Genomic DNA, 16,387 nt, shown 5'->3' on the forward strand with positions numbered 1-16,387 from the left:
TGGTCCGGTCCTTTGAGAACCCGCCTCGGTGACGCGAGGTGGGCAAACGGGCTTTCGGGTTTCAAGCGTGTCCGGCGCCGCGTCGGTTGCGGCAGGTCGCGAACCTATACCGGGTCGATGCTGGTTAACAGAGCCCAGCCATTCAATTCCACGATGAAAGCGTCCCGCGATCAGGCCTTGACGGTGGAGGCATCGCTCTCCGCTGCTGCGAGGGTCGCGCGGGCATTCTCCTGCACCATGAATTGGGCCTTCGCGAGTTCCGCGAAGTGGCCGCCCCTGGCGACGAGTTCATCGAACGTTCCGCTTTCGATCACGCGTCCGTTCTCGAACACCAGAATCCGGGTCGCGTTGCGGATGGTGGAGAGCCGGTGCGCGATCACGAAGGTCGTGCGGCCCTTCATCACTTCATCGAGCGCAGCGTTGAGCTTGGCCTCGGTCACGGCATCGAGCGCCGATGTCGCCTCGTCGAGAATCAGGATCGGCGGATCCTTCAACAGCGCCCGCGCGATCGACAGCCGCTGGCGCTCGCCGCCAGAGAGCATGCGGCCGCGCTCGCCGGCGTTGGTATCGAAACCCTGCTCGGCGCGATCGATGAAGTCGAGCGCTTGAGCGCGGGCAGCTGCGGTGCGCAGCTCCTCGTCGGTCGCATCGGGCTTGCCGACCAGCAGGTTCTCGCGGATGGAGCGATTGAACAGCAGCGCCTCCTGAAACACGACGCCGATATTCCGGCGCAGCGCCGCCAGCTTCAATCCGCGCACATCCATGCCGTCGATCTTGATGAAGCCGGATTGCGGATCGAAGGCGCGATGCAAGAGCGCGATCGCGGTCGACTTGCCGGCGCCGGTCGGGCCGACCAGCGCGATGGTCTGGCCGGGCAGGGCAGTGAAGGTGAGGTCCTCCACCGCCGGACGCTTGCCGTCATAGGAGAACGAGACGTCGTTGAACTCGACGAGCCCCGAGAGCCGGCCGACATCGATTGCGTCGGGACGATCGCGCACGGCGGGGACGGCATCGAGCACGGTGAAGAACTCGGCGAGCCGTGGCGCCTCCATGAAGACGTTGTTGATGAAGGACACGACCTGTTCGAGCTTCTGGATCAGCATGGTCGCGAACGATACGAACATCACGATCTCGCCGACCGAGGTGAGGCCGGCCTGGTGCAGGGCGATGCCGAGCGTGAAGATCGCGAGCACGGTGATGGTCGTGGAGGCGCGGGTGATGACCGTCACCAGCGCCCACCAGCCGAGCACCGGCATCTGCAACGACAGCAATTGTCCGGCGACGCTGCGCAGCCCCTGCACCTCGGCATCGATGCGCACGAAGCTCTGCACCAGCGCGACATTGCCGAGCGCGTCGGAGGCGCGTGCCGACAGATTGCTGTAGTGTTCCTCGACCTCGCTCTGCATGCCGTAGGTCTTGCGCACCACCAGCGTCGTCAGCACGGTGAATACGACGCAGAGCACGAACAGCAGGATCGCGAGCCGCCAGTTGAGATAGAGCGACAACGGCAGCAGCACGAGCACCGACATGATCGCGGCGAAGTGCTCGCGGAAGAACGACAGCCACAGCTTCCACAGCGCATCGGTGCCGTTGATCATCACCTTCATCAGCCGTCCCGAATGCGTGCCGGAATGGAACGTCAGCGGCAGCTGCAGGATGTGCTCGAAATAGCTGGTCAGCACCGCGTGGCGCTGGCGGTGGGCGAGCCGGTCGGCCTGCAGCGCGACCCAGGCGCTGGCGAGAATCGTGAACAGGCCGAACGCCGCCCAGGCTGCGAGCAGCGGCCAGGCGGTGGCGGTCGAGGCGTTGCCGGACAGCGCATCGACAATGCGTCCGAACAGCACAGGCTCCGCGAACTGCGCGACCGCGAGGGCAAGATTGGCGATCGCCACGATCCAGCCGAGCCGCGCCTCCTTTCCGAGCAATTGGAGCACGCGAGCATAGATGCGGAGCAGGGACATGGGCGAGGCGCTTCTGTAGAGGCGGTGACGGAATCGGCGCCGGAGCGGCGCGCGCGCATGTTAGCAAGGGATGGCCACCGGGTGACAGCGCAATCCGCGGCGTCAGTTGACGAGGCGGCTGTCGGCGGGCGGCAGGAAGCCGTCGTCGAAAATGTCGGCCGCAGCGGGACGCTTGTGCTGGAATTTGAAATCGTCGGCGATCTGGCTCAATGCCCGTTCGAACCGCGCGGGATCGATGCCGCCGATGCCGTCGCGTCGCACGTCCGACGTCAATACATTGTCCGCCAGCACCGTCTGCAGCCGCTCCAGCTCGAGCTCGCGTGAGCCATCGTCCATCCGGCTCACCACCTCGGCGGCCGCGCCTTGCGGGTCCTTGATCGCGAGCTGAAGGCCCGATGTCAGCGCTCGCAGCACGCCCTTCACCGCTGCCGGCTGCTTGGCGGCGAAGGCCGGATTGACGATCACCGCATGTCCATAGGCCTCGCAGCCATAATCGGCGAAGCGCAGCACCGCGAGATCGGCCGCGGGCACGCCGCGGTCGCGCAGATTGATCGCCGAGAGGTAGGAGAATCCGCTGACGGCATCGACCTGGCCCGCCGACAGGATCGGCTCGCGCACGGCCGCGCCGACGCGCGACAGCTTGATGGTCTCGGGCTTGAGATGGTTGTGCTTGACGACCGCCGGCCATAGCCGGATCGACAGGTCGCCCTCGGCGACGCCCAGCGTCTTGCCATCGAGGTCGGCGAGCCCGTTGATGCCGCGGCTCTTGCGGGCGATGATGGCGTAGGGGGCGCGATTGAACAGCACGAACACGGCCTTGACGGGCGCGCTGTTGGCGCCGTCGCGATAGCGGATCAGCTCGTTGATGTCGGCGAGCGCCATGTCCGCCTCGCCCGATGCCACCCGCGCAATCGCATCCGGCGAGCCCTTGGCGGTGGTCATGGTGACGGCCACGCCCTGGGCGCCGAACAGTCCGCGGCTTGTGGCCAGCACCACCGGTGCCATGCTGCCGTCGAGTGGACGATCCAGCGCAAACATCACGGCGACCGGACGCTTCGGCTCCTCGGCTGCAACAACCTGCCCGGACAGCCATGCAGGCACGACGAAGGCTGCGATCAGCGCCAGGGCAAGCAGGGTGACTGGTGTTCGCATACGCATCGGGTCACGCCGGTCTTCGCAGGTCGCACCGGTCTTGTCACGCCGGTATTCTAATCAGTTGATGCGGCAAGTTCACTCGGCTCGTCCCGCGCGATGTGTCAATTCCGTGACGGGCTGTCCGGACGGCCAGCGCTGGATCATGTCCGATCGAATCTGAACGGTCCATGAGCAAGACCTGCGGCGAATTGCGGCTTGGACTCCGGGTTTCCAGGCGGGAACTGTAGGCCTGGTTGGAGAGTTGGTTCGCGAGACTGATCGAACGGAGGATCCACATGATCGCACAGCGCGGAAATATTTCACGCGTCGGCCGTGCTACCGTCCTGGCGACGGTGGCCGCGCTGACGCTGACGGCAGTTCAGCCGACGCTCGCATTTGCCGGCTCTGCCCCTGCCGACAAGGGTGTCGTCGCCAAGACGGCCAATGAGGGCGGCCTGACTGACGTCAGTGCCCGTCGCCGTCACTATCGCGGCAATGGCGGCGGAGCCGCGGCCGCAGCATTTGCCGGCATCGTCGGCACCGGCCTCGCCATCGCCGCGGCGCAGAACCGCCGCGCCTATTACGAGGACAACTACTACTATGGCCGCCCGGCCTATTACGGCAACCCCGGCTATCACTATTACGGTGGCGGCGGTCCGTACTACGGCAGCGGCTACTACAATCCCTGGTGACGATTGATCATCTCGAACGATCCGCCGGCCTCAGTGCCGGCGGATTTTTTCATGCCTGCCGCAGACTTTAACACCGCTGCCATTGATTTTAACTATTGTGCGCCGATGACTGATTCGATCGAGCGGCTCTATCGCGCAGTTCTGGCGGCGCGGGATCAGGATCCCGCGCGCTCGCGCACGGCCAAGCTGATGCAGCAGGGCACCGGCAAGATGGCCAAGAAGCTGGCGGAGGAGGCGATCGAGGTCGCGATCGATGCGGTCGGCGGCGACGCCCAGGCCGTGGTGCGCGAAAGCGCCGACATGATCTACAATATGACGGTGCTGTGGGCCGAATTGGGAATCCAGCCCGAGGACGTCTGGCGCGAGATGGAGCGGCGCGAGCTGATGCTCGGAATCGCTGAGAAACTGCCGAAATCGCCGGTGAAGGTCGCCAAGGCCGCGTCCGCCCGCGTCCCGGGGCGACCGATCGTCGCGGCTGAAAGCCGGGTCATCCGCAAGCGGCACTAGACGACCGTTTCCGAAGTCCTGGCACGCGGATCATGTAACCCAGGCTGTCATCGTCCGCGAATGCTTTCGCGGAGCATGACAGAGGTGGAGATGGCGAGAACTCGCCCCGGAAACGACCGGTTCTAAAGAGCCGCTCGTCTGGTGCCGCCGCTGACGGGCCATCGTCAAAGACAAACGCATGGACAAACGCTGTCCGGTTTGCTTCATCGCCAGCCATGCTCAGACGGATCTATGACTGGTGTATCGACGCCGCCCACAAGCCGCATGCCCTCTGGATCATGGCTGCGATCGCCTTCGCCGAAAGCTCGTTCTTTCCGGTGCCGCCGGATGTGATGCTGATCCCGATGTCGCTGGCGAAGCCGCAGCGGGCGTGGCTGTTCGCCGGCGTCTGCACGGCGGCCTCGGTTGCAGGCGGCTTGGTCGGCTACGCGATCGGCGCACTGCTCTATGACTCGCTCGGCCAGTGGTTGATCCATCTCTATGGTCTCGGCGACAAGGTCGAGGCCTTCCGCGCCTCCTATGCGGAGTGGGGCGCAATCATCATCCTGTTGAAGGGGCTGACGCCGATCCCCTACAAGCTGGTTACGATCACCTCGGGCTTCGCCGGCTACAACCTGTTCCTGTTCATCGTCTGCTCGATCGTCGCGCGTGGCGGCCGCTTCTTCATCGCCGCGATCGTGCTGAACCGGTATGGCGAATGGATCCGGGTGCACATCGAGAAGCATCTCGGTCTCTGGGTGGCGCTTGGTGCGGCCGTGCTGGTGGCCGGCTTCGTCGTCGCCGTGAAACTGATCTGATGGCGCCCTCGCGTCCCAGCCTCGTCGTCGGTTGGGCGCTGCTCGTCCTCGCGCTCTCCACGGCGTCGGCATGGGCGCAATCGGCGCCGGGCCTGGGTGTGCGCGAAGCGCCGCCGCCGCAGCCCGCGCCGGCCGTCGAGCCGGCGCCGCCGCCGTCCAATCCCGGCCTGGTGGAAGAGCTCGGCAAGCTGTTCGAGAAAATGTCGATCATTCCGCTCAAGCGTCCGGAGGCGGCCGCCGAGCCTCCTGCGACGGACGGCGGGGCAGCTGCTCCTGCCGACCAGGCGCCGCAGCCGCCCCGGCAAGCGGTTGCACCGGTCGCGCCGAAAGGCGGCGATGCGCTGCCGAATGGTCTGCCGGGCACCACCCCTCCGAGCGCCTCGACGAATGTCCTGAAGGAGACCGGCGACACGCTTTCGCGGCTCACCAAGCCCTCCACGATGGTCTCCGGCCGCATCGTCTGTCCGATTGCGGCGAACGGCACGCCGGATTGCAAGCTCGGCGCTGACAGGCTGTGCCAGGGTAAGGGCTACAAGGAAGGCAAGAGCCTCAACACCGATTCGGCGGAGACCTGCTCGGCCAGGGTGCTGATCCCCGGCCGCCAGCGCAAGCCGGGCGATTGCCGGACCGACACATTCGTGACGTCAGCGCTCTGCCAATGAGCGCATCGTCCCGGCCGAAGGCGCGCCAGCGCCTCAACGCAAGACCCTGATCGCGCTTTTCCGGTCCCTCTGCGAGCGAATTGCCATCACGGCATGATGTCGGGCATGCTCGCCATCACGAGCATCACCGCATTTCACAACGAGGAATTCCCATCCATGTCCATGCCCGCCTTGTTCAAGGGGCGCCTGTCGATCCCGGTGATCGGCTCGCCGCTGTTCATCATCTCCGTGCCTGATCTGGTGATCGCGCAATGCAAGGCCGGTGTCGTGGGCTCGTTTCCGGCGCTCAACGCGCGGCCGGCCGCGCTGCTCGACGAGTGGCTGGCGCGCATCACCGAAGAGCTCGCGGCCTATGACCGCGCGCACCCGGAGCGTCCGTCGGCGCCGTTCGCGGTCAACCAGATCGTGCACCGCTCCAACAACCGGCTCGAGCAGGATCTGGCGCTGTGCGAGAAGTACAAGGTGCCGATGATGATCACCTCGCTCGGCGCGCGCGAGGAGCTGAACCAGGCGGCGCATCGCTGGGGCGGCATCGTCTTCCACGACGTCATCAACCAGTTCTTCGCCCACAAGGCGATCGAGAAGGGCGCCGACGGCCTCATTCTCGTCGCGGCCGGCGCCGGCGGCCACGCCGGCACGATCTCGCCGTTCGCCTTCGTGGCGGAGACGCGCAGCTGGTTCGACGGCCCGATCGCGCTGTCGGGCGCGATCGCCAACGGCCGTGCCATCCGCGCCGCGCGCGTCCTCGGCGCCGACTTCGCCTATGTCGGCTCGGCCTTCATCGCCACCAAGGAGGCGAATGCCGTCGAGGCCTACAAGGACATGATCACCAAGTCGGGCGCCGACGACATCGTCTATTCGAACCTGTTCACCGGCGTGCACGGCAACTACTTGAAGCCGTCGATCGTCAACGCCGGTCTCGACCCCGACAACCTTCCGACGTCGGACCCGTCGAAGATGAGCTTCGGCACCGATGCCTCCGGCGAGCGCAACAAGCCGAAGGCGTGGAAGGAGATCTGGGGCTCCGGCCAGGGCATCGGCGCCATCAAGGACGTGCTCCCCGCCGCCGAGCTGATCGCGCGCTTCAAGAAGGAATACGACGAGGCGATCGACCCGCCGCTGTGAGGCGGTGACTCATTCTCGGTGTCATTCCGGGGCGACGCGCGCCAGCGCGGCGAGCCCGGAATCCATCGGGCCGCACGCTCTGTCGTGAAATGGATTTCGGGCTCGTGCTGCGAACGCCCCGGAATGACCGCGGAGAGAGCGGGACTCATTCCGGCACGCCATGGGCGTGAGGCAGCCTTTGATGTGAAGCAGCCTTGCGCGTGAGGCAAGAAGGACCGGAAAACGAAAACGCGGCAGCCGGGGGGCTGCCGCGTCGATTGTGGGGGTCTGAGTTCGAGAGCTTGGACTACTCGAGCTCGATCGCCTGGAACTTGCCGCGGTCGTCGAGCGCCGTGCCCCAGATCTTGTGCGAGGCCTGGTGCTCGGCGCGGCCGAAGCCGAGCTTGGCGCCAAGGCCGAGATCGACGTTCTGCATGTTCTCCAGCGTGTCGATCAGCGCCTCGGTGTCGAGCTGCGGCCCGACCTTGCGCAGGGCCTGGATCAGCACGTTGGCGGCGACATAGCCCTCGAACGAGACGTAGGAGGGCGCCTCGCCGGGGAAGTACTTCTCCAGCGCACCCTTGTACTCGAGCACGGCGCTGGAATAGCCGCCGACCGCCGGCACCACCTGGGTGACGATCACGCCGGACGCATAGCGCGGGCCGAGCAGCATCAGCTCATCGGACAGCTCGGTCGATCCCACGAACGACACGTTGGTGTAGATCATGTTCGGATACAGATCGCGCGTCTTCTCGATGAACTTCGCGGCGGCTCGGTAGGTCGCCACCATGACGATCGCCTTGGGCGGCGTCTTCATCGCGCGGAGCTGGTTGACGGCCTCGTCGACGTCGACCGTGTTGCGCTTGTAGTTGAAGCGCGTGATCGCGGTGTCGGCCAGTCCGAGCGAGCGGAACGCCTTCGCCACACCCGAGAAGCCGGCATCACCATAGGCGTCCTGCTGGGCGAACACGGCGATGTCGCGCGCCGGCAGGCGGCGCAGCTTCACGAGATAGCGGACGACGGTGTCGGTTTCTTCCGCATAGCTCGCGCGATAGTTGAAGACGTAGCGATCCGGCGGATCGTTGCGCAGGATGTTGGCGCCGGTGAAGGCACCGTAGAACAGCGTGCGGCGCTGCAGGGCGAAGGGCATGGCCACCGCCGATGTCGGCGTGCCGACATTGCCGATGAAGCCGAACACCTTGTCCTTGTCGTAGAGCTGCTTCATCGCGTCGAGCGTACGCGACGGCTCGTAACCGTCGTCGGCGGAGAAGAGCCGCAGCGACCGGCCGGCAACGCCGCCGGAGTCGTTGGCGCGGTTGAAGGCGGCCTCGATGCCCATCTTCATCTGGCGGCCGAGCTCCTTCGACGCGCCCGAGAACGGAGCGGCGATGCCGAAGCGGATCTCGTTCGCGGTGACACCCTGGACGTTGCTGGCGGCCTGGGGCGGCAGCGTCACGGTCGGGGCCGTTGCGGCAACGGCCGCGGCCGGGGCGATCACGCCGGCGAGGCTGGCTCCGGTCTGGCTCGGCGCGGTCTGCCCGAGCGAACGCTCCAGCTCGGCGAGCTGGCGGCCCGCCGTGTTGCAGTCCGTCTGGGCTGCACCCACGCGGTTGCGTCCGTCGGCGACGTAGCCGTTGAACACGCGGGTGAGTTCGTCCCGATCCGAGCCGCCGGTGGAGGCCTCCCGGATCACCTCGCGAAATTTGTCGACGATGGCCTGAACGCGGCCTTGGTCGATCGCCTGACAGGCGGATGCTGCTCCCACGATCGGCCCGACCCGGCTCGCAAGATTACGCACCACATCCGCATTGGTGCCCGCCGCGCTGGCGGGCGTTGCGAGCAATGCCGCAACCAAGAACACGCTAGAACGAAAGCTCATTGCCACTATCCCACTATGGACCCCATCCAGGTCTTCCGCCTGGTGATTTGACGCTCTGTGTCTGAGACGGAGTAGACATAAGACCGTCACCATGCACAGACCAGCCTTTCCTAAGAGCATGACCATTTCGGTAACCCGGCACGCCTTTCTCCGATCATGCTTTAGGACTTGCTAATACGTCGCATACAACCAGTTCATTCCCCTTAAGCTCAGTCTATTCCAGTTCGATTGCCTGATACGTGCCGTTCTCGTCGAGCGCCGTGCCCCAGATCTTGTGCGACGCCTGGTGCTCTGCGCGTCCAAATGCAAGCGGGGTGCCGAGGCCGAGATCGAGGCTGCGCATGGACTCCAGGGTGTCGACCAGTCGTTCGGTATCGAGCGGGTTGGTCTGCTTCAACGCCTGGATCAGGATCGTCGCCGAGATGTAGCCTTCGAGCGAGGTATAGTCCGGGGCCTCGCCCGGAGCGTATTTGGCCAGTGCATTCTTGTAGTCGAGCACCAGGCTCGAATAGCCGGAAACGGCGGGGACGCCCTGCGTCACGATGACGCCATTGGTGAAGCGCGGGCCGAGCAGCTTCAGCTCGGTCGCGAGCGAGGTCGATCCGACCGCAGACACGTTCGCATAGATCAGGCCCGGTACCGCATCACGCGTCTTCTCGATGAACTTGGCCGCGGCACGGTCGGTCGCCACCATGATGATGGCCTTCAGGCCCGGCTTGTGCGCCTTGACCTGGGCGACGGCCTCTTCCACGTCCATGGTCGCCCGCGGATAGCTGAACCGGGTCACCGCGTCGCCGATGTTCAACTGCCGATAGGCCTTGCCGACACCGGCAAAGCCGTCGTCGCCGAACGCGTCCTGCTGGGTGAACACGGCGATCTGCTTCGGCGGGATGCGCTTCATCTTGACGAGATAGCGCACCAGGGCGGCAGTCTCCTCGGAATAGCTCGCCCGATAGTTGAACACGTAGCGATCCGGCGGATCGCGCCGGACCACCGCTGCCCCGGTGTTCGGCGCGAAGTACAGCGCGCGCCGCTCCAGCGCATAGGGGATCGCGACTTCCGAATTCGCCGTGCCGACATTGCCGATGAACCCGAACACCTGCTCCTTGTCGTAGAGCTGCCCCATCGCCGCTAGCGTGCGGTTCGGATCGTAGCCGTCATCAGCCGCGACGAGCCGCAGCGTGCGCCCGTTGACGCCCCCGGCATCGTTGGCGCGCGCAAAGGCGATCTCGATGCCCTGTCGCATCTGGCGCCCGGTCTCCTTGCGGATGCCGGAGAACGGCAGGACCATGCCGAAGCGAATTTCGCGGTCGGTGATCCCGCGCACCGGAGCGCTGGTGACAGCGCCCGTGGTCGCGTCAGCCCTGGTCTGCGGCGGTGTTCCGGCCGCGGCCGGCTGGCTGAGCGAGCGCTCGAGGTCGGTGAGCTGCCGCTCCGCCGCGGGACAGTTCGCCTGCGCGGCTCCGGAGCGGCTGCGGCCTTCGGCAATGTAGCCGTTGAAGGTCCGGGTCAGCTGATCCCGTTCGCTGTCATTGTTCGTGGCTTGGCGGATGGCTTCGCGGAATTTGTCGACGATGGTCTGGACGCGCCCCTGCGCGATATCCGGGCAGGCCGAGGCCTGTCCCACGATCGGTCCGACCCGGCTGGCGAGGTCCCGGACCATATCAGGGGCCGCCGCAAAGGCGGTGCCGAAGGGAGCTCCAAACAGGCTCCCGATGATCAACGCGGACCAACGGAGTGTCATCGAACTATCCACTTGCTCTCTAGCTAACCCTCATTGCTCTGCTATTCGTGCCATTTCGAATTAATGTCGGGTTTCTCTGTCGCGCTTTTGTCTGTGGTAGCGGGTACCGGCTCCCTGTCCAGCGGTATCCTAATCAAGTTCGATCGGCTGATAGTTGCCGCTTTCGTCCAGTGCAGTGCCCCAGATCTTGTGCGAGGCCTGGTGCTCGGAGCGGCCGAAGCCGAGCTGAGCGCCCAGTCCGAGATCGACGTTGCCCATGGTCTCGAGCGTCTCGACGAGCTGCTCGGTGTCGAAGCTCTGGCCGGCGCGCTTCAAGCCTTCGATCAGGATGCTCGCCGAGACATAGCCTTCGAGCGACATGTAGTCCGCGGTCTCACCCGGGAAGTACTTGGCCAGCGCATTCTTGTAGTCGAGCACCAGGCTGGAGTAGCCGGCGACGCCCGGCACCGTCTGTGTCACGATGACATTGTCGGTGTAGCGCGGCCCGAGCAGCATCAGCTCGCTGGCGAGCGCCGAGCCGTCCACGGCCGAAATGTTGGCGAAGACCACGCCCGGAAAGACGTCGCGCGCCTTCTCGATGAACTTGGCGGCGGCACGCGTGGTCGCCAGCATGATCACGGCGCGGACCGGCGCCTTCAGCAGCCTGAGCTGGCTGATCGCGTCGTCGACCTCGATGCTGTTGCGCGGATAGTTGACGCGCACGATCGCGTTCTCGTTGGCGCCGAGCGTCCGGAACGCCTTGGACACGCCGGCAAAGCCGGCATCGCCGAATGCGTCGTTCTGAGCGAACACGACGATCTGGCGCGGGTTCAGCTTGCGGACCTTGACGAGATAGCGCACCAGCGCGTCGGTCTCCTCGGCATAGCTCGGCCGGTAGTTGAAGACGTAGCGATCCGGCGGATCGTGGCGCACGACATTGGCGCCGGTGTAGGGCGCGAAGAACAGCGTGCGGCGCTCGAGCGCGTAGGGAATGGCGACCGCCGCGGTCGCCGAACCGAAGTTGCAGATGTAGCCGAACACCTGCTCCTTCTCGTAGAGCTGCTTCATCGCATCGAGCGTGCGCGCCGGATCATAGCCGTCATCGGCCGTCACGAGCTTCAGCACGCGGCCGTTGACGCCGCCGGATTCATTGACGCGATTGAAGGCGGCCTCGACTCCGATCTTCAGCTGCCGCCCGCTTTCCTTCACGGGGCCGCTATGGGGGATGACCATGCCGAACTTGATGTCGCTCTGCGTCACGCCGCGCGTCTCGACCACGGGCGGCAGGATCTGCGCGGGCGCAGTGGCGGCGACGGCGGCCGAAGGCGCGATCGTCACGCCCGGCAGGTTCGCGCGCGCCGCCGGCGGCGCTGCGATGGATTGTTCGAGATCGGCGAGCTGGCGCTCGGCGCCGCGGCAATCCATCCGGCCCGACGTGACCAGGCTGCGACCTTCGGCCACATAGCGGTCGAGCAGGCGGGTCAATTCGTCCCGATCGGCCTCGCTCGTGGCGGCCTCGCGGATGACGAGCTGAAACTTCTCGATGATCGCCTGGACGCGCGGCCGCGCGATGTCGCGGCAGGCGAGCGCCGAGCCGATGATCGGTCCGACGCGGCTGCCGAGCTGGCGCGCCACGCTCACAGTCTCGCCCGGCGCTGCCTGGGCGTCGCCGGTCACGGCAAAGGCTCCGACGGCCACGATGGTCCCGAGCAGCATGGCTGCGATACGGGCGTGAACCAACGGACCGCGTGCTGCCGCTTTCTGCGGTAGGACGTCGATCATGATCGCCTTGTGCGAGATCTTTGTTTGAGTTCGGCTCAGGCGTGGCGGATTAGCGAACCCGCTCCATCTGACCCGTCTTCTGATTCCACTGCATGAACTGCTGCAGCATCGGCTTTTCGGGCGTATCGGCCTCTGCCGCCGGGGCCGGAGCGTCCGCGAGCAGCGACTTGAACTGTGACAGCGCCGGGACCTGGGGCTCGACGCGCTCGGGCAGAGCGCTGGTCTGGTCGGCCTTGGCGGCGTCCTGCGCATCGGCCGCGACCGGCGGCAGCGTCTTCATCGACTGCACGGCGGCAACGAAGGAGGAGCTCGCATCGGGCTGGCGCCACACCGGAACGATGTTGACGAAGAACAGCGCGACGACGGCGGCGACGCCGGTGGCGGCTGCAAAGCGGCCGGCGATCTTGAACACGACCGAACGGCGGTCGCGCTCGCGCTCGAACTCCGGCGGCTCACGCATGACTTGCGGATTCAACGATTGACGAAGGGACTCGAACACGGCGGTCTCCAGGCGAGCATCGAGCGGTCCTTGCTGTCCCGAAGCGGGACGCTCGGCCGCCTCCGCTGCCTTGGTGGTGTCACCGACGAGAGATAGACGCGCGGCTTCCGGACGTTCGCGCAGCCACCGCGGTGCATAGTGCAGCGGGTCCTGCGGGTTCATCGGATTCTGTTCACTCAACGAACTCATACGCTACTCCTCTGACGCTCGATTCCGGTAAACTGATACGCTTCTGCCACGGTCGTATGAGAGCTAGTTTCAAACGAAGAGCGGGAGCGGTTCTGCCACTTCAGTTCAGCCGGAATCACATGCAGAATCAGACGGTTCGCGCCGATCAGCGATCGCACGCCAAGAGCCCTTTCCTGCAAGGCGCCATGACACGTTGATCGTGCCTTCGGCGCCTCTATCGATCCCATGCCCCGCCCCCTGACGAGTGTCAATTGATCGGAACCGCTTAAAGCCGTCGGCTCCGAATTATATGTACGTTAAAGTTATCATCATGATGTGATTAAAATGAGGCGAGTTTAGTCTTGACGCATCTGCTCATGATTTGCGTCTCAATGCCGCCAAGTTTGCGCCTTGATTCGATCATCATCGAACCATGTCAGGCGCGCCGCTGTCGATTTTCGAGCGGCTTAGCGTCGATTTAACCATCCGTTAACCATCTGGCGCCGAGAGTTAACCAATCGCTAAGAGGGTTGGGTCGGATGGTCATGAGTGCCAGCGCTGAAACGGTACGTCCTGTTATTCGTCTGCGCGGGCGCTCCTACGTCGCCTTCGTGTTCTCGCCGGTGGTGCCGGTCGCCGACTGGCTCGCCGAGCTCGACGCGACGCTCAGGAATTCGCCCGGCTTCTTCGTCGGCAAGCCGGTGGTGCTCGATCTCTCGGCGGTCGATCTGAGCCCGCTCGCCATCACCCATCTCATCAAGAGCATCGAATCGCGCAACATCCGCGTGCTCGGCCTCGAAGGCGTCGAGCAGGCGCGGCTGTCGCTCGGCATGCCGCCGCTATTGTCCGGCGGCCGGCACTGCGCGGTGCAGGAGATCGAGCCGGAGAAGCCGTCTCTGCAACAGCCGACCTCGCTGCTGCTCGATCAGCCGGTGCGCTCCGGCCAGTCGATCGTGTTTCCCGACGGCGACGTCACCGTGCTCGGCGCGGTGTCCTCCGGCGCCGAGATCGTCGCCGGCGGCTCCATCCATGTCTACGGCGCGCTGCGCGGACGCGCGATGGCCGGCATCAACGGCAATTCCGCGGCGCGCATCTACTGCCAGAAGATCGAGGCCGAGCTGGTCGCGATCGATGGCTACTACCAGACCGCCGAGCAGATCGACGATGCATTGCGCGGCCGGGCCGCCCAGGCCTGGCTCGAAGGTCATTCCATGAAGATCGTTGCATTGAACTGAGTAGCAGGAGGATTCGTAAAATGGCGAAAGTACTTGTTGTGACGTCGGGCAAGGGTGGCGTCGGCAAGACCACCACCACGGCGGCGATGGGCGCGGCGCTGGCGCAGGCCGGCGAGAAGGTCGTGGTGGTCGATTTCGACGTCGGCCTGCGCAATCTCGATCTCGTGCTCGGCGCCGAGCGCCGCGTGGTGTTCGACCTCATCAACGTCGTGCACGGCGTCGCCAAGCTGCCGCAGGCCCTGATCCGCGACAAGCGGCTGGAGAATCTCTGGCTGCTGCCGGCCTCGCAGACCAAGGACAAGGACGCGCTGACCGAGGACGGCGTCGGCCGCGTCATCCATGAGCTGCGCAAGAGCTTCGACTGGGTGATCTGCGACAGCCCGGCCGGCATCGAGCGTGGCGCGATGCTCGCGATGCGCTACGCCGACGAGGCGCTCATCGTCACCAACCCGGAAGTGTCGTCGGTGCGCGATTCCGACCGCATCATCGGCATGCTCGATTCCAAGACCGTGCGCGCCGAGAACGGCGAGCGCGTCGAGAAGCACATCCTGATCACCCGCTATGATGCCGGCCGCGCCGCGCGCGGCGAGATGCTGTCGATCGACGACGTGCTGGAGATCCTGGCGACGCCGCTGCTCGGCATCGTGCCTGAGAGCCAGGACGTGCTGCGTGCCTCCAATGTCGGCTGCCCCGTCACGCTCAACAGCCCGGCGAGCGCCCCGGCGCGCGCCTATCACGACGCGATGCGCCGCCTGCTCGGCGAGACCGTCGAGATGCAGATCCCGAGTGAGCGCAAGGGCCTGATGAACCTGCTGCTCGGACGGAGGGCTGCATGAGCGTATTGCGGCTCTTTACAGGACGTGCCGCGTCTGCGCCGGTCGCCCGGGAGCGGCTGCAGATCCTGCTCGCGCATGAGCGCAGCCTGCGCGGCCAGCCCGATCTCCTGATGCAGCTGCGCGAGGAAATCCTCGCCGTGGTTTCGCGCCATGTGGTACTCGATCCGGACAAGGTCATCGTCCGCATGGACCGGGGGAAGCATGTCTCGACGCTCGAGGTCGACATCGAACTACCAACCGGCGCCGATCGCGCGTTTGCCAGCGCGGGCTGACGCGTGGCGAGACGTGCGCTGATGCGGCCGATCTTCCGCGTCACGGACAATCAAGTCATCGTCAGTCCCGACGCTGCGGGTCCCTGGGATCCGACCATGCAGCACGGCTCGGCGCCGTCGGCGCTCGCCGTGTGGGCGGCGGAACGCATCCCGACCAAGTCGCCGATGCGCATCGCTCGCGTCACCATCGACCTGATGCGGCCGGTGCCGCTCGCCGAGCTCAGCGTCGAGACCGAGGTGCTGCGCGAGGGCCGCAAGATCCAGCTCTCGGCGGTGCGCCTGCGCGCCGGCGACACGGTCGTCGTCACCGCGACCGTGCTCAAGATCCGGCAGGAGGCCGTGCCGCTGCCGGATGACGTCCGCGAGCTGCCGGTCGATCTCGCCGGCCCCGACGAGGCGCAGCCGGAGCCCGCGGATTTCTCCACCAGTCCCTTTGTGCGCGGCATGACCTTGCGCGCCGCGCGCGGCCGCTTCGGCGTCAGGGGCCCCGGCGCGATCTGGTACCGCGTCGACTGGCCATTGGTCGAGGGCCACGCCGTGTCACAGGCGATGCGCGCAGTCGTCGCCAGCGATTTCTGCAACGGCACCTCGGCCGCGCTCGACTTCCACAGCTACACGTTCCTCAACGCCGACCTCACCGTGAACATGGCCCGCGAGCCGGTCGGCGAGTGGATCCTGCTCGATGCCGAAAGCTGGATCGGCCCCGATGGCGCAGGACTGGCAATGGCGCGGCTGGGGGATGCGAGGGGCTATTTCGGCCGGGTGGTGCAGAGCCTGGTGATCGAGAAGCGGTGAGGAGGGGGACGGATTCGTCGCGTCCATGGCTGGACTGATCAATCCCCGTCGTTCGCGCTCTATATAAACGACAAAAGCTGCCGCAACATGGCGCGGTGCGCTCCCTCTCCCCGTTCTTCACGGGGAGAGGGCTGGGGTGAGGGGCAGCCACACCCAGTGGCGCATACTATCAAGCTCATCACCGCCAATCAGTTGGCACTCGAGGATGTCGATTAGATTGAGCGGGATGCAAATCTCGCAACTCACACTTCCCGTGCGGCTGCCCCTCACCCCGACCCTCTCCCCGTGAAGAACGGGGAGAGGGAGTGCACCGTCGCTGCCGACGATGCCTCTCCCGATCA

Annotated in this window: 15 protein-coding genes; 9 read left to right on the plus strand and 6 right to left on the minus strand. The window is 65.6% G+C overall.

The features are described 5' to 3' along the window. Nucleotides 1–170: 170 nt before the first annotated feature. Together NLR35_RS15275 and NLR35_RS15280 are read right to left on the minus strand one after the other, a co-directional pair. Entirely contained in the window at nucleotides 171–1,961 is a 1,791-nt protein-coding gene (locus tag NLR35_RS15275) for a glucan ABC transporter ATP-binding protein/ permease (protein ID WP_257167349.1), read from the minus strand. A gap of 102 nt (nucleotides 1,962–2,063) precedes the next feature. Beyond that, nucleotides 2,064–3,119 (minus strand): ABC transporter substrate-binding protein, encoded by a 1,056-nt coding sequence (locus NLR35_RS15280; RefSeq protein ID WP_257167350.1) that lies wholly within the window; start codon nucleotides 3,117–3,119, stop codon nucleotides 2,064–2,066. Nucleotides 3,120–3,391: 272 nt separating this feature from the next. Here NLR35_RS15280 and NLR35_RS15285 point away from each other — a divergent pair, with 272 nt between their 5' ends. The 5 genes from NLR35_RS15285 to NLR35_RS15305 all read left to right on the plus strand — a co-directional run bounded on the left by NLR35_RS15285 (nucleotide 3,392) and on the right by NLR35_RS15305 (nucleotide 6,878). Continuing rightward, on the plus strand, nucleotides 3,392–3,787 hold the full coding sequence (locus tag NLR35_RS15285; protein ID WP_257167351.1) for a hypothetical protein: 396 nt from the start codon (nucleotides 3,392–3,394) through the stop codon (nucleotides 3,785–3,787). Between the two features lie 105 nt (nucleotides 3,788–3,892). Next, nucleotides 3,893–4,294 carry a phosphoribosyl-ATP diphosphatase gene (gene hisE / locus NLR35_RS15290; protein WP_257167352.1) on the plus strand — a complete coding sequence of 134 codons (402 nt, stop codon included), beginning with the start codon at nucleotides 3,893–3,895 and terminating at the stop codon, nucleotides 4,292–4,294. 215 nt (nucleotides 4,295–4,509) lie between these two features. Then, nucleotides 4,510–5,091, plus strand: coding sequence for a YqaA family protein (locus tag NLR35_RS15295; RefSeq protein ID WP_257167353.1), 582 nt, complete (start codon nucleotides 4,510–4,512; stop codon nucleotides 5,089–5,091). After that, nucleotides 5,091–5,753 carry a hypothetical protein gene (locus tag NLR35_RS15300; protein ID WP_257167354.1) on the plus strand — a complete coding sequence of 221 codons (663 nt, stop codon included), beginning with the start codon at nucleotides 5,091–5,093 and terminating at the stop codon, nucleotides 5,751–5,753. Before NLR35_RS15295 ends, NLR35_RS15300 begins: the two co-directional genes overlap by 1 nt. 156 nt (nucleotides 5,754–5,909) lie before the next feature. Next, nucleotides 5,910–6,878, plus strand: a complete 969-nt coding sequence (locus NLR35_RS15305) for a nitronate monooxygenase family protein (protein ID WP_257167355.1) — start codon at nucleotides 5,910–5,912, stop codon at nucleotides 6,876–6,878. A gap of 286 nt (nucleotides 6,879–7,164) precedes the next feature. On the opposite strand, the gene NLR35_RS15310 is transcribed toward NLR35_RS15305, so the two are convergent. From NLR35_RS15310 to NLR35_RS15325, 4 genes are all read right to left on the minus strand, one after another. Then, complete coding sequence (locus NLR35_RS15310) at nucleotides 7,165–8,736, minus strand: ABC transporter substrate-binding protein (RefSeq protein WP_257167356.1); 1,572 nt, start codon at nucleotides 8,734–8,736, stop codon at nucleotides 7,165–7,167. A gap of 214 nt (nucleotides 8,737–8,950) precedes the next feature. Further along, a complete protein-coding gene (locus NLR35_RS15315) occupies nucleotides 8,951–10,480 on the minus strand; it encodes an ABC transporter substrate-binding protein (RefSeq protein WP_257167357.1) in 1,530 nt (509 codons plus the stop codon). 129 nt (nucleotides 10,481–10,609) lie between these two features. Then, on the minus strand, nucleotides 10,610–12,241 hold the full coding sequence (locus tag NLR35_RS15320; protein ID WP_257167358.1) for an ABC transporter substrate-binding protein: 1,632 nt from the start codon (nucleotides 12,239–12,241) through the stop codon (nucleotides 10,610–10,612). Nucleotides 12,242–12,290: 49 nt separating this feature from the next. Further along, complete coding sequence (locus NLR35_RS15325) at nucleotides 12,291–12,929, minus strand: hypothetical protein (RefSeq protein ID WP_257167359.1); 639 nt, start codon at nucleotides 12,927–12,929, stop codon at nucleotides 12,291–12,293. A gap of 518 nt (nucleotides 12,930–13,447) precedes the next feature. Between NLR35_RS15325 and minC the strand changes: the two genes are divergently transcribed. Genes minC through NLR35_RS15345 form a run of 4 tightly spaced genes read left to right on the plus strand, consistent with a single transcriptional unit; the run spans nucleotide 13,448 to nucleotide 16,046 of the window. Then, nucleotides 13,448–14,143, plus strand: coding sequence for a septum site-determining protein MinC (minC, locus tag NLR35_RS15330; RefSeq protein ID WP_257167360.1), 696 nt, complete (start codon nucleotides 13,448–13,450; stop codon nucleotides 14,141–14,143). A gap of 20 nt (nucleotides 14,144–14,163) precedes the next feature. Next, nucleotides 14,164–14,979 (plus strand): septum site-determining protein MinD, encoded by an 816-nt coding sequence (gene minD, locus NLR35_RS15335; protein ID WP_257167361.1) that lies wholly within the window; start codon nucleotides 14,164–14,166, stop codon nucleotides 14,977–14,979. Continuing rightward, nucleotides 14,976–15,251, plus strand: a complete 276-nt coding sequence (minE, locus tag NLR35_RS15340) for a cell division topological specificity factor MinE (protein ID WP_257167362.1) — start codon at nucleotides 14,976–14,978, stop codon at nucleotides 15,249–15,251. The genes minD and minE overlap by 4 nt, the downstream gene beginning before the upstream one ends. A 21-nt stretch (nucleotides 15,252–15,272) precedes the next feature. Then, nucleotides 15,273–16,046, plus strand: coding sequence for a thioesterase family protein (locus NLR35_RS15345; RefSeq protein ID WP_257167471.1), 774 nt, complete (start codon nucleotides 15,273–15,275; stop codon nucleotides 16,044–16,046). Nucleotides 16,047–16,387: the final 341 nt, after the last annotated feature.

This window comes from Bradyrhizobium sp. SRS-191 (assembly GCF_024586915.1).
GTDB lineage: Bacteria > Pseudomonadota > Alphaproteobacteria > Rhizobiales > Xanthobacteraceae > Bradyrhizobium.